At 54.6% G+C, this 13,743-nt stretch carries 13 protein-coding genes; 4 read left to right on the forward strand and 9 right to left on the reverse strand.

The genetic code is table 11. From position 1 onward, the window contains the following. Position 1: 1 nt before the first annotated feature. From M2418_RS15995 to M2418_RS16010, 4 genes are read left to right on the forward strand one after another with little or no spacing between them, the layout of a single operon-like run. Complete coding sequence (locus M2418_RS15995; RefSeq protein WP_250983400.1) at positions 2 to 1,003, forward strand: ABC transporter permease; 1,002 nt, start codon at positions 2 to 4, stop codon at positions 1,001 to 1,003. Then, on the forward strand, positions 1,000 to 2,007 hold the full coding sequence (locus tag M2418_RS16000) for an ABC transporter permease (RefSeq protein WP_192486775.1): 1,008 nt from the start codon (positions 1,000 to 1,002) through the stop codon (positions 2,005 to 2,007). The genes M2418_RS15995 and M2418_RS16000 overlap by 4 nt, the downstream gene beginning before the upstream one ends. A 3-nt stretch (positions 2,008 to 2,010) precedes the next feature. Continuing rightward, positions 2,011 to 2,334: an L-rhamnose mutarotase gene (rhaM, locus tag M2418_RS16005; RefSeq protein ID WP_250983398.1), complete on the forward strand. Its 324-nt coding sequence runs from the start codon at positions 2,011 to 2,013 to the stop codon at positions 2,332 to 2,334. Next, positions 2,331 to 3,722, forward strand: coding sequence for an FGGY-family carbohydrate kinase (locus tag M2418_RS16010; protein ID WP_259147782.1), 1,392 nt, complete (start codon positions 2,331 to 2,333; stop codon positions 3,720 to 3,722). Before rhaM ends, M2418_RS16010 begins: the two co-directional genes overlap by 4 nt. Before the next feature lie 65 nt (positions 3,723 to 3,787). On the opposite strand, the gene M2418_RS16015 is transcribed toward M2418_RS16010, so the two are convergent. The 9 genes from M2418_RS16015 to M2418_RS16055 all read right to left on the reverse strand — a co-directional run bounded on the left by M2418_RS16015 (position 3,788) and on the right by M2418_RS16055 (position 13,735). Beyond that, on the reverse strand, positions 3,788 to 4,867 hold the full coding sequence (locus M2418_RS16015) for an ABC transporter ATP-binding protein (protein ID WP_259147783.1): 1,080 nt from the start codon (positions 4,865 to 4,867) through the stop codon (positions 3,788 to 3,790). Positions 4,868 to 4,877: 10 nt separating this feature from the next. After that, positions 4,878 to 5,711 carry a carbohydrate ABC transporter permease gene (locus tag M2418_RS16020; RefSeq protein ID WP_192486771.1) on the reverse strand — a complete coding sequence of 278 codons (834 nt, stop codon included), beginning with the start codon at positions 5,709 to 5,711 and terminating at the stop codon, positions 4,878 to 4,880. A 4-nt stretch (positions 5,712 to 5,715) separates the two neighbouring features. Further along, positions 5,716 to 6,651, reverse strand: a complete 936-nt coding sequence (locus tag M2418_RS16025; protein ID WP_192486770.1) for a carbohydrate ABC transporter permease — start codon at positions 6,649 to 6,651, stop codon at positions 5,716 to 5,718. Between the two features lie 126 nt (positions 6,652 to 6,777). After that, complete coding sequence (locus M2418_RS16030; RefSeq protein ID WP_259148031.1) at positions 6,778 to 8,037, reverse strand: sugar ABC transporter substrate-binding protein; 1,260 nt, start codon at positions 8,035 to 8,037, stop codon at positions 6,778 to 6,780. Between the two features lie 48 nt (positions 8,038 to 8,085). Then, positions 8,086 to 9,252 carry a PLP-dependent transferase gene (locus M2418_RS16035; protein WP_250983395.1) on the reverse strand — a complete coding sequence of 389 codons (1,167 nt, stop codon included), beginning with the start codon at positions 9,250 to 9,252 and terminating at the stop codon, positions 8,086 to 8,088. Next, the gene (locus M2418_RS16040; protein ID WP_250983394.1) at positions 9,249 to 9,968 is read right to left on the reverse strand and encodes a FadR/GntR family transcriptional regulator; all 720 of its coding nucleotides are present in this window, start codon (positions 9,966 to 9,968) and stop codon (positions 9,249 to 9,251) included. Before M2418_RS16040 ends, M2418_RS16035 begins: the two co-directional genes overlap by 4 nt. A gap of 258 nt (positions 9,969 to 10,226) precedes the next feature. Next, positions 10,227 to 11,210 carry a type II secretion system F family protein gene (locus M2418_RS16045; protein ID WP_192486767.1) on the reverse strand — a complete coding sequence of 328 codons (984 nt, stop codon included), beginning with the start codon at positions 11,208 to 11,210 and terminating at the stop codon, positions 10,227 to 10,229. A gap of 12 nt (positions 11,211 to 11,222) precedes the next feature. Beyond that, positions 11,223 to 12,236 carry a type II secretion system F family protein gene (locus M2418_RS16050; RefSeq protein WP_192486766.1) on the reverse strand — a complete coding sequence of 338 codons (1,014 nt, stop codon included), beginning with the start codon at positions 12,234 to 12,236 and terminating at the stop codon, positions 11,223 to 11,225. Between the two features lie 14 nt (positions 12,237 to 12,250). Then, positions 12,251 to 13,735 (reverse strand): CpaF family protein, encoded by a 1,485-nt coding sequence (locus M2418_RS16055; RefSeq protein ID WP_259147787.1) that lies wholly within the window; start codon positions 13,733 to 13,735, stop codon positions 12,251 to 12,253. Between the last annotated feature and the right edge of the window lie 8 nt (positions 13,736 to 13,743).

The raw sequence follows: 13,743 nt of genomic DNA on the forward strand, positions 1-13,743 counted from the left end.
GATGCAGCGACTTCTTAAAAACCGCGAAATCTTGCTGGCCGGTATCATCATCCTGATGATCATTGGCTTTTCGATGCGCGCTCCCGGTTTTGAAAAACCGGCCAATCTCGTCAATATCTTCAATGACACATCTATTCTCATCATTCTGGCGCTTGGCCAGATGGGCGTGATCCTGACGAAATCAATCGATCTGTCCGTCGCCGCAAATCTTGCCTTTACCGGCATGGCCGTGGCGATGACCAATGCAGCCTTTCCCGGTGTGCCATTGCCGCTGCTCATTGCCATGGCTGTTGGTATTGGCGCGTGTCTTGGCGGTATCAACGGCTTTCTCGTCTGGGCGCTGCGCATTCCACCGATCGTTGTGACACTGGGTACACTCACCATCTATCGCGGCATGGCCTTTGTGCTGTCGGGTGGTGGCTGGGTCAATGCACACCAGATGTCGCCGAGTTTCCTCAATATTCCGCGCCTGCCGATCCTTGGTGTTCCGGTCCTGTCCTGGATTGCGGTGTTTATTATCGCCGGAGCATGGCTGGTTCTGACACGCACCTCGTTTGGCCGCTCTGCCTACGCATCGGGCGGCAACCCCAACGCTGCAATCTACGCCGGTATCGATGTCGGTCGGACGCGGTTCCTTGCCTTCGTGTTATCCGGCGCGCTGGCTGGCCTCGCCGGTTATCTCTGGGTCTCGCGTTATGCCGTCGCTTATGTCGATATCGCCGCCGGTTTTGAACTCGACAGCGTCGCTGCGAACGTGATTGGCGGCATCTCGATTGCCGGGGGTATTGGATCGGTCGCCGGCGCCGTTCTTGGTGCCTTGTTTCTTGGCGTCATCAAAAATGCATTGCCGGTGATTGGCATTTCTCCTTTCGCACAAATGGCGATTTCCGGCATCGTTATCGTCCTTGCGGTCGTTTTCAATGCCCGCGCCGAAGCCAAGAAGGGCCGCATCATCCTGCGGGATCAGGCCGCAAAAGATACAGCTAAGGAGGCTGCGGCATGAGTGTCTCGCAAACAGAAAACACACCTGCTCGCGTTATCCCGGACAAGCTCGGTACACCTTTCAAGCGCATCATGGCCAGTTGGGAAGTACTGCTGCTGGGTGTGGCGATCCTGATCTTCATCGCCAACTCCTTTGCATCGCCCTATTTCCTTGATGCCTGGAACCTGTCGGACGCCACCTTCAATTTCACTGAAAAGGCGATGATTGCCTTTGCGATGGCGTTATTGATCATTGCGGGTGAGATCGATCTTTCGGTTGCCGCCATCATTGCACTCGCCTCCACCGCCATGGGTTATGCAGTACAAATGGGCGTTGGCACGCCGGGCCTGGTCGCCATCGGTATTGGCACGGGCCTTCTCTGTGGCGCCTTCAACGGCTTTCTGGTAGCCGGACTGAAACTGCCTTCCATCGTTGTCACCATCGGCACGATGAGCCTGTTTCGTGGTATTTCCTACATGGTGCTGGGTGACCAGGCTTATGGCAAATACCCGGCAGATTTCGCCTATTTCGGACAGGGTTACGTGTTCTGGGTGATTTCCTTCGAATTCGTTTTGTTCATCGTGATGGCTGTCATTTTCGCCATCCTTCTGCACGCCACGAATTTCGGTCGCCAGGTCTTCGTCATCGGCACCAACCCCTTCGCCGCGCGCTTTTCCGGCATCCCGGTCGAGCGCGTGAAATTCATCCTGTTTCTGTTGACCGGATTGATGAGTGGCATTGCTGCCGTATGTCTGACATCCCGCCTCGGGTCCACCCGTCCTTCGATTGCACAAGGTTGGGAGCTGGAAGTGGTCACAATGGTGGTGCTTGGCGGTGTTTCCATTCTCGGCGGCTCCGGCACGATCGGCGGCGTCGTTATTGCGGCCTTCGTGATGGGCCTTGTGACATTCGGGCTTGGGCTTTTGAACGTGCCTGGCATTGTCATGTCGATCTTCGTCGGTTTGCTTTTGATCAGCACCATTGCCCTTCCGATCATCGTTCGCCGCATTCGGACCATGAGGTAACCAATGTCAGAGCTTGAAAAACACGCTTTCAAGATGAAGCTGTTTCCCGGAATGGAAGCGGAATACAAAAAACGCCATGATGAGATTTGGCCCGAACTGGTGACGCTTCTTCGGGAGGCGGGGGTAAGCGACTATTCCATCCATCTCGATCATGAGACCAATATCTTGTTTGGTGTGCTGACCCGCTCGAAAAATCACGGCATGGCGGCGCTGCCCGATCATCCTGTGATGAAGAAGTGGTGGGCCCATATGGCCGATATCATGGAAAGCAATCCTGATAATTCACCCATCGCGACCGATCTTGTGACGGTGTTTCATCTGAAATGATCAATGCTACTCCATTCCGCCACGTCGCCGTTATCGATATCGGCAAGACCAACGCCAAAGTGGTTGTCCTTGATACGGCGAGTGGTGCCGAAATTGCGGTTGAACGCCGGCCTAATACCGTCATCAAAAGCGGGCTTTATCCGCATTACGACATTGATGCGCTCTGGCAATTCATCCTCGCAAGCCTCAAGACATTCGCCATTAAACCTGGCTTCGATGCCATATCGATTACCACCCATGGTGCTTCGGCAGCTTTGCTGGACGGGAACGGCGATCTGACGATGCCTGTTCTGGATTATGAACATGAATATCCGGCGGAGATCCGGCAGGATTATGCCCGCCTGCGCCCAGCCTTCGCGGAGACCGGTTCTCCACCGCAGTCCATCGGGCTTAATCTCGGTGCGCAGATCCACTATCAGAAAACCGCTTTTCCCGAGGCGTTTGCACCGGTTCGCAGCATTGTCACCTACGCACAATATTGGGCGGCACGTCTGACCGGCGTTTTGGCCACTGAAGTGACGTCGCTTGGTTGCCATACGGACTTGTGGAACCCGGGTGCCAACACCTTTTCATCCCTCGTCGATACGCTGGACATTCGCTCGCTGATGGCGCCGGTCCGTTCCGCTTTTGATGTTCTGGGACCGGTCAAACCAAAGATTGCTTCTGAGATTGGCCTGTCGTCAGACATACCGGTTTATTGCGGCATTCACGATTCCAACGCTTCATTGCTACCGCATCTTTTAAAACGGCAGGGCAATTTCTCTGTTGTTTCCACCGGCACATGGATCGTGAATTTTGCAATTGGCGGTACGCTCGATCGGCTCGACCCAACACGTGATACGTTGACCAATGTCGATGCCTATGCCCGCCCCGTTCCGTCATCACGGTTCATGGGCGGCCGTGAATATGAAATGCTGAGCCAGCAGTTCGGCACTGTATCGGCCGTAGAGATTGAAGCCGCGTTACCCGCAGTCCTGACACGTGGCATGATGTTGTTGCCAAGCGTGGTCAAAGGGTCTGGTCCGTTTCCGAATGAGGATGCACGGTGGGTTGCCGACAAGGACGCCAACAATGCTGAGCGGCATGCAGCGGCAGCGCTTTATCTCGCGCTAATGACAGACGTCAGCCTGAGCCTGATTGGCCGCAAGGGACCAATCCTTGTTGAAGGACCATTTGCAAAAAACACCCTCTACCTCAGGGCGCTCTCCAGTTTTGCCAATACGGATGTGATTGCCATTGGGGGCTCCACGGGCACCAGCGCTGGCGCAGCCCTGCTAACGGGGTCATCACGCACCGCACAAGATAGTCGCGAAATTGTTGCAGGAAGGCTGGAAGTTGGTGATTACAAACGCCGCTGGCATGCGGCAATGGAGCGTGTTCCCGGCTGATAAGAAATCCAGCAATCGCTGAGATCAAGGGCTTCCCGATCAATGAACGGGAAGCCCATTTTGTTTCAAGCGTCGAGGCTGATGGCGCGAACACCATCCTTGTCGAATACATGCAGATGCTGGCCCGGGAAATCGACCCGGACTTTTGGACCAGCCGACAGGGCAGCGCGATCCAGCGTAAAGATTTTGAACGGCAGACCGTGCAGCGACAGATGGATGATGATGCCAAAGCCAGTTGGTTCGATCAGATCCACATTGGCCTCAATGCCACCGGTTTCGACCATTGTGACGTGTTCGGGCCGAATGCCAAGGGTCACGGATGTCCCCTCTTCCAGCTTCACCGACTTTGCCAGTTTCATCACCATGTCATCGGCAAGGCGCACGCCATGGCCGCCGTCCTTGGCGACGTAGGTGCCAGCGAGGAAGTTCATGCCGGGAGAACCGATAAAGCCGGCAACGAACAGGTTGGCGGGAGTATCATAAAGTTCAAGCGGCGTACCAACCTGCTGCACCACGCCACCATTCATGGCAACGATACGATCAGCAAGTGTCATCGCTTCGATCTGATCGTGGGTCACGTAGATAGATGTGGCTTTCAGGTCGGCGTGCATTTTCTTGATTTCAGCGCGCATCTGCTCACGCAGACGGGCATCAAGGTTGGAAAGTGGTTCGTCAAACAAAAACGCCTTGGGCTGCCGCACAATGGCACGTCCCATGGCAACGCGCTGGCGCTGGCCACCGGAAAGGGCTTTTGGACGTCGTTCCAGGAAAGGTTCAAGCCCAAGCTTGGACGCCGCACCGCTGACGGCAGAGGCAATCTTTTCCTTGGCAGTTTTGCGCAGGCGCAGGCTGTAGCTCATATTGTCGGCAACCGACATATGTGGATAAAGCGCGTAGGACTGGAACACCATGGCGATGTCCCGGTTCTTCGGCGCGACGTCGTTGACCCGGTTTCCCTCAATGCGGATATCGCCGGACGAAATGTCTTCCAAGCCAGCAATCATGCGCAGCAGAGTGGACTTGCCGCAGCCGGACGGACCGACGAGAACGATAAATTCCCCGTCCTGAATTTCCAGATCGACTCCATGCAGCACCGGATAGTTGCCATAGGTTTTGCGAACATTCTGAATATCAATAGATGCCATAATAGAGCTCCTAGCCTTTCACCGCACCGGCGGTGAGGCCTTGAACAAGGTAACGCTGGATCAGCAGAAAGAAGACGCAGGCAGGAATAAGCGCAAGAACGCCCGCTGCCATCATCTGTCCGAAGTCCACCGAGAATTTTGAAACGAAGGTCAGAAGGCCGACCGGGAATGTCGCCGCGTCATTGCCGGAGATCAGCATCAGGGCGAACAGAAGTTCACTCCACGCTGCGGTAAACACGAAGCCGAGGGTTGCCGCCACGCCGGGAAGCGTCAGGGGCAGAATGATCTGCCGGAAAGCAACAAAACGGCTGGCGCCATCAATCATTGCCGCCTCTTCCAGATCCTTAGGAATTCCGTCGAAGAAGGACTGCATCAGGAAGGTTGCAAATGGCACGTTGAAGGCAGTGTAGACCACGACAAGTCCGGTCAGACTGTTGGTCAGACCAAGTGGCGACAACATCTTGAAGATCGGCGCAACCAGCATGACCAGCGGAAACATTTGCGTCAGCAACATAAGGCCGACGATCCAGTATTTGGCCTTGAAGTCGAAACGCGACAGCGCGTAACCGGACAGCGATGCCAGGATTGTCACGACAATGGCGGTGGAGCCGGCGACAATCAGGCTGTTTTTGAAAAACACCGGAAAAGCGCTGTGGGCGATAACGAAGCTGAAATGGTCGAATGTCATGCGCGATGGCCACATGCGCACGCCTTCGCTGTAGAGCAGGTCATTTGGCGTGACCGACACCTTCAACAACCAGAACAACGGGAAAAGCGCAACGATTACATAAAGCAGGATCGCAATACGATGAGCGCCGATGGAGATAACTTTACTGGCTCTCATGGGATCAATCCTTCTTCAGCAGTGATTGGCGCAACAGGATAATCAGCATCGAATAGGCCAGGAGCAACACCAACAACACCAGCGCAATCGCCGAGGCATAACCAAAATCCAGCCGCTTGAAGGCTTGCGTGAAGATATAGCTGGCAACGATCTGCGTGCGGTCTGCCGGGCCACCGTTGGTCATGACAATGATGAGATCTGCGAAGTTAGAAATCCACACGGTTCTCAGCAGCACGGTGATGGCAATGGTCGGTGCCAGAAACGGCAGGGTAATCGACATGAAGCGCTGTACAGGACCTGCGCCATCAATTTCGGCGGCTTCATAAATATCACGCGGGATAGCCTGCAAGGCAGCCAGAAGCGTGATGGCAAAAAACGGAATGCCCCACCAGATATTGGCGACGATCGGTCCCCACATTGCCAGCTGAGGGTCGGAAAGGATGTTGTTTGGCGCATCCAGAATGCCGAGAGCATATAGCCAGTGCGGCAGCGGACCAATCAAAGGATTGAACAGCCATGCCCAGTTGAGGCCGGCCAGAAATGTCGGGACCGCCCAAGGCAAAAACACCAGCGCCTGTACAAGACCACGGCCATAAAAGGGTTTGTCCAATAGCAACGCCAGAATAAGGCCGAACAAGAACTGCAGAAACACCGAGGCGCCAGTCCACCACAGCGTGTTTTTCAACGCTCGGTAAAAGGCCTGATCCTGCGACAGCGTTTTGAAGTGTTCAATACCGATAAAGCCACCGGAAAACGGGTTGAGAAGCTGCACATCCCGAAACGCATAGGACAGGCCGAGTGCCAGCGGCACCAGCATGACGGCGGCAATCAGGATGAGCGATGGCGCGCTGTAGAGCCAAGGCTCACTCTTATGCGCCAGCCGCTGCAGAAACGGTCGTCTGTCCTGGCGCCGCGTGTGCGGAAGGGCAGTGTTATTCATGTAAGGCAATCCTGTTCTGGCCTTTTGGCAGGCGCACTGCACTGCCGCTATTTTCTTGGGCTGGCGCAGAACATTCCGGCCAGCGAGTTGCAGTGCGGGACATGAAGTCCCGCACTGCACTTTGTATTACTTCTTGGCGAGGTGCTTCTGCTGCGCCTTCGTCAGGTAGTCGGCCCACTGGTTGGCCAGATCTTCCGGGGTAATGTCACCCAAGAGAGCTTCCTGCGAGGTCTTGATAACCAGCGAATCCTTGAAGAACGCAAATTCTTCGAGATAGGTCGGCATGGTTGTCGGAACGGCGTTCTTGTCTTCCAGCTCGGCAAACCAGCCCTTGAACTGCTCGCTTGCGTAGAACGGATCTTTTTCAGCCGACTTGTGAGCCGGAAGAGCGCCTGTCTTCTTGTTCCACTCGATGTTGCCTTCTGGGCCTTCGAGCGTCTCAATCAGCTTCCAGGAAAGATCCTTGTCCTTGGACGACGCCATCATCGACCAACCGGCAAAACCGATTGTCGGGAAGGTCTTACCGTCAGGACCCTTTGGCATGGTCATGATGCCGTAGTCTTCCGACTTCATGCGCTCAGCGATCGCAATGAGGGCATCCGGGTCCTGGTCAAGGAAGGCGCAAGTGCCGGTATAGAAGCCGGCCACGATTTCGTTGAAGCCCCAGTTGACGCTGTCCTTTGGTGCATAACCGTTCTTGTAGAGATCGATCAGCCAAGTCAGCCCCTTGACCCAGCCTTCGCTGTTCATCGTCGAGGTGCCGTCTTCGTTGAAGAACTTGTTGGAGCCGGCCATCGAGGCGCCGAACATGATCCAGCCGTTCAGGCCACCGGGACCACCACGAAGGCAATAACCGTATTTACCGGGCAGAGCTGAGATCTTTTTCGAGGCCTCTGTGAACTCGTCCATGGTCTTTGGCGGCTCGGTCACGCCCGCTTCCGACAGAAGCTTTTTGTTGTAGAACATGGCGCGCAGATAGAAGCCGTATGGCAACATGTAGGCTGTGTCCTTCACATCGCGGCCAAGTTCCAGCGCGCGCGATGTCAGACCGTCTGTATGCTCCCACTTTGCGAGATATGGCTCGAGACTTTCGAGCATGCCATTGTTGGCATAAAGCGATAGCCATGTATCCGGCATTTCGATGACGTCAGGGACTTCACCGGCCGATACCATGGTCGCGAATTTCTGGAATGCCTCCCCCCAAGGAAGCGAAATGATCTCAACTTTGGTGCCCGGGTTCGCTGCCTCAAACTTGGCAACGATAGACTTCAAGGTTTCGGTACGTTCTGGGCTGGTAATAACCTCCACCAGCTTCAATGTCGTGTCCGCAAGTGCCGTGCCTGCCATCATCGAGGCAAAAACCGCAGCGGTCAGCAGCTTCTTCATCATTCCAGTTCCCCCTATTGTTGGGTTTCGTTGGTTGTCGTTACTCCATCAGGTAGCAGCAGCGATGGCCGCTTCCAGATCTCCCCAAAGCGCATCCGTCCCCTCAAGACCGACATGCAGACGCACCGAGCGCGCGCTGATGCCGAAGGTCTGAGCCGAATTTGGCTGTGCTTTTTGTTCCAGCACCACCTCACCGGGAACGATCAGGCTTTCGTGACCGCCCCAGCTGACGCCGAGCTTGAAAAATTTAAGCTGATCCGCAAAAGCGCGCACATTCACGCCTTCCCGGAAAATGAATGAAAACAGGCCCGACGTGCCGTTAAGACCGGTCGGCAGGCGATTGGCCAATGCCGGATGGCAGACGGTTTCCACAACATCGAGTTCCTGAAGCTTACGGGCAATCGCCAAAGCCGATTGCTCATGCGCTTTCATACGAATTGGCAGCGTGCGCATACCGCGGATCAACAACCAGGCATCAAACGGCGACAGCTTGCCGCCGAGATACGGATAGGCTTCGCCACGAATGCGGCCAATCAGCTCCTTCGAACCGGCAACAACACCGGCAACCACGTCGCTGTGACCACCCAGATATTTGGAGGCCGAATGCAAGACGATATCGACACCCAACTTCAATGGCTGCTGGAAGATCGGGCTGGCCCAGCTGTTGTCGATGACGCTGATGATACCGTGTTTACGGGCGATTGCTGCCAGTGCGCCAACATCATGTGCTTCCATAACCCAGCTTGTCGGGCTTTCCATGTAGAACAGCTTTGCACCGGGGAGAGCCTTGGCAACAGCCTCTTCGTCGCGGCCATCCACATAGGTGACCTCAACCTTCATGCGCTTCAGCAACGTGCCAAACAGACGGAATGCGTCCGGGTAGACGTGGCGCACGGCAACAATGCGGTCACCCGGCTCTACGAATGACAGGACAGTCGAAGAAATGGCCGACATGCCGCTGGCAAACCCGATGGCGTCTTCCGCACCCTCCAGCTTGGCCAGCATTTCCTCAAATGCCCGGACCGTCGGGTTCAGACCACGGGTATAGACCGGACGGGATTTTTCGCCGCGATAGGTCGAAACCATCTCGTCATAGCTGGAGAAGGTGAACAGCGACGTCTGCACGATCGGCGGCACAACGGCTTCAAAAGCATTTGTTTCGTCATGGGCCACGATCTGTGATGCAAGATCGAACGTGCCGGCTACATCATTCATTTGGACATTTCCTTGATATCTTCCTCGACGATGTCGAGAATCTTGAGTGTTTCGCGCCGTGCCGCCTCGGTATCCTGGGCGGCGATGGCGTTAAATAGCGTGCGATGGAATGGGAATGAGCGCCTTGCGAAGTCTGGGCGATCGAACGGCTGATCCCAAAACTGCTCGAAAGCCTCCCGCATCTGTTCCAGCAACTGGCGGAAAAGCGGGTTGTGGGTGGCATCATAGATGGCCAGATGAAACTCGAGATCCTGGCGACCGGAGGTGCCTTTTTCGATATGCACCCGCTCCATTTCATTAAGTTTTTGTTCGATGTTGGCGACATCTTCAGCGGTACGACGGCGGGCTGCTACCATGCTGGCCTCGACCTCTATGCCGCGCCGCACTTCGAGCGTCTGCAGCAGGATGTCGCGCAGATTTACCGTCTCAAGGGATAGCGGCATATGAATCGTTGCGGTGGTGACGGGCTTTAACAGATAGGTACCGCTGCCTTTACGGGTTTCCATCACGCCGAGCGCCTGAAAATGCCGGATCATTTCGCGGATCGTCGAGCGGCCAACCGCGAGAGCTGCCATCAGCTCGCGTTCGGCAGGTAAACGGTCACCTGTCTTGAGGCTGGCTCTATCGATATAGTCCGACAATGCACTGGTAACCTGTGCCACACGATCGATCGGTGGCAGTGGCGCGATTGGCGGCCTCTCCTGTTTCAGCTTCACTCTTTCTTCCCCGACGACCTATTAATTGGTCTGACATCTTAGCATTATGCCGCATTGGCAATCTGTCAAGGCCGAGGTTGAGCGACTTTGTTCTGTTTTTAAGGTTTTGGAAAATGGCTGGAAGGCGCCGACAGCTGTATAAGACGACGCAAAAAATCAAACAATAACAATGAAAAAATACTATAGCGCACTATGGAACACGCGAACCAACCGCCACTCTCACGCAATTGAATTGCAGTGCTTGATCGGTAAAACCAATTAGAAGCGATCGGCGACCTGAATGCCTGCAGGCCCGAGAATAACCGCGATAAGCACTGGCAGAAAAAACAAGATCATCGGCACGGTGAGCTTTGGCGGCAAAGCGGCAGCCTTTTTTTCTGCCTCGTTCATACGCTCGTCTCGACCTTCCTGTGCCAAGACACGCAGTGCCTGCGCCAGCGGCGTACCATAGCGTTCTGCCTGAATTAGGGCTTGCGTAACGCTCTTGACGATATCGAGCTGTGTACGGATGCCAAGGTTTTCAAGCGCAGTGCGGCGATCCTGAAGAAACGACAATTCAGCCGTTGTCAGCACCATTTCTTCCGCAAGTTCCGGTGACTGGTCTGCCATTTCTTCCGCCACACGCCGCATGGCTGCTTCCATCGAAATACCAGATTCAACGCAGATCAACATCAGATCGAGTGCGTCTGGCCAAGCACGTTTGATGGAATGCTGACGCTTTTTCATTTGGTTGGAGATGTAGATGTTTGGCGCGTAGAAACCGATATACGCCACAACGATCACCACCAGAATACGTATCGGCATCGCTTTTTCTGCCAGGTTCCCAAGTCCAAAAACCCAGAGGATAGCAAGGACCAGAAATACGAATGGCAGAATAAAACGGGCAGCAAGGAACGTGTTGAGCGCATTCTGTGAGCGATAACCTGCCGCCCGCAGCTTGTTCATGGTGTTTTCATCAACAAGGGCTTCGCGAAGGTTGAAGCGTTCCACGATCTTGCGCGCTGACTTGTTGTTGGAGGTGCGTAGTGAGCCCTTGTTGCTTAGCTCCGCTTGCATGCGCTCACGTTCACGGCTGCGAATCTGATCGCGTTCCGTGGACACAGCCTTCATGCGCTTGTTGAGATCACCCTTTTCAAAATAGGGAATGACAAGCGTGTAGAAAGTTGCAAATACGGCCAGCGCAACAAGCAGCGCGATGATCATCGTCGGATTGGTCAGGCTTTTTGCGAGTTCCTCAGACATGCGCTGCCACCCTCAAATATCGAAATTGATCATGTTGCGCATCACAAGGATGCCAATTGACATCCAAACACCAGACACGCCGAGGATGATGTGACCTCGAGGATCGGTAAACAAGTGCATGATGTAGTCGGGCGAGGTCATGTAGACGAGAAAGGCCACAATGAACGGCAAAGCGCCAATGATGACAGCGGAGGCTTTTGCTTCCATCGACAACGCACTGACCTTAGCCTTCATTTTTTTACGCTCACGCAGCACCTTTGCAAGGTTGGACAGCGCCTCTGAAAGGTTACCACCGGCCTGCGCCTGAATGGTGATGACCGTGGCAAAAAAGTTCACTTCGGAAAGTGGCATGGTCAGCGTCATGCGGGTCGCCGCTTCGGGAATACTCAGCCCAACTTGCTGCGCATCAAGAATGCGCTGGAACTCGGTTTTCACCGGTTCCTGTCCATCGGCAGCAATCAAACGAACAGCGTCATTCAGCGGCAGACCGGATTTGATGGATCGGCACATCACATCAAGCGAGTTTGGAAATTCATCCAGAAACTTGCGTTGCCGGCGTCCGACAAGAAAACCCAATATCCAGCGCGGCAACCCTAGGCCGCCGACGAAAGAAATGGCCAGAACGATCAAAAACGGCAAGCCCGAGATAAGAGTGAGCAAAAAGATAACCAAACCGAGCACAGCGCTCAGCATGTAAAATTTGCCAATGGTAATGGTTAAGCCGGCCTGCGTGATCTTGCCCTTCAGGGTGACATCACGGTTCTTTTTGGTTTTTTCCTGCTGTCGCTTTTCGAGGTCCTTCAGGTTGTCCTGAACGGATTTTCTCCGTTTGCTCAGTTCCTGAACCCTATCACGGGCAGCCTTGATTTTAACGCGGTCCGTTTCAGCCGATTTGACGCGGTTAACACGGGTTGCGGTCTTGTTTTCAACCTCGATGCGCTGGAAAAGAAACGCATAGGCAAGGGCGGCGGCAGAGATGCCGACCAGCGCAACAAGCATAAATATCGTTAGCCCATTTCCAGCCATTTATCGCTCAAATCCTATTGCGATTTCTTTTCCATCTCATCAAGGGCCGCCGCCAAACGGCGTTCCTCGTTATAGTAGCGCGCACGGTCCCAGAAATGCGGCTTGCCGATGCCGGTCGAGACATGGCGACCAATCAGCCTACCTTGCGCATCTTCGCCTTCGATTTCGTATCGCACGAGATCCTGGGTGATGATCACATCGCCTTCCATGCCGATCACTTCGGTGATGTGGGTGATACGGCGCGAACCATCCCGGAGGCGGGTCGCCTGAATGACAATATCAACGGAGCCAGCGATGATTTCACGCACCGTTTTGGCAGGTAAAGTAAATCCGCCCATGGCAATCATTGATTCCATACGGCTCAGGCACTCGCGTGGTGAGTTGGAGTGGATCGTTCCCATGGAACCGTCGTGACCGGTGTTCATGGCCTGCAACAGGTCGAAAACCTCTGGACCGCGCACTTCGCCGACGATGATACGTTCTGGACGCATACGAAGGCAGTTCTTGACCAGATCGCGCATGGTGATCTCGCCTTCGCCTTCAATGTTTGGTGGACGAGTTTCCAATCTCACCACATGCGGCTGCTGCAATTGCAGTTCCGCGGTATCCTCGCAAGTAATCACCCGCTCATGTTTGTCGATGTAGCTGGTCAGGCAGTTGAGCAGTGTCGTTTTACCCGAACCCGTACCACCTGATATAACCACGTTACAGCGCACCCGACCGATGATCTGCAAAACTGCGGCACCTTCTGGGGTGATCGCACCAAACCGCACCAGTTGGTCAAGCGTAAGCTTGTCCTTCTTGAACTTACGGATGGTGAGCGCGGGTCCATCAATCGCCAGAGGCGGAGCAATAACGTTGACACGCGAACCGTCAGGCAGACGGGCATCGCATATCGGGCTTGCTTCATCGACACGACGGCCAACCTGGCTCACGATACGCTGGCAAATGGAGAGAAGCTGCGTGTTATCGCGGAAGCGCACTTCCGATTCAATGGTTTTACCATCCACTTCGATAAATGTCTGACCGGAACCGTTGACCATGATATCGGCGATATCATCACGTGCCAGAAGGGGCTCCAGTGGACCATAACCGAGAACGTCGTTGCAGATATCCTCAAGCAGTTCTTCCTGCTCGGAAATCGACATGGCGAAATTTTTGATGGTGATGATATCGTTGACGATATCGCGAATTTCGTCGCGGGCGCTTTCATTATCCAGCTTAGAAAGCTGCGAAAGATCGATCGTGTCGATAAGGGCGGAGAACACCTGCCCTTTGGTCTTATAGTACTCTTCGGTGCGCGCCATTTTTTTGCGCTGAGGCGGTTGAGAGTTCGCCTGGAGTGGTGGCGTCGGAACCTGCTGACGGGAGATTACCGGCTCGAGCGTTTCGATTTTTTCGGGTTTCGGCATGACAGGCGCAAGAATTGGCGCAGGCGCACTCACCTGCCCGATGCCACTACCCCTTCCAGCGTCTTCGTTTCCGCGTTTTCCAAACATGCCAGTTT

Origin of the sequence: Rhizobium sp. BIGb0125 (assembly GCF_024810055.1) — a bacterium.
GTDB lineage: Bacteria > Pseudomonadota > Alphaproteobacteria > Rhizobiales > Rhizobiaceae > Agrobacterium.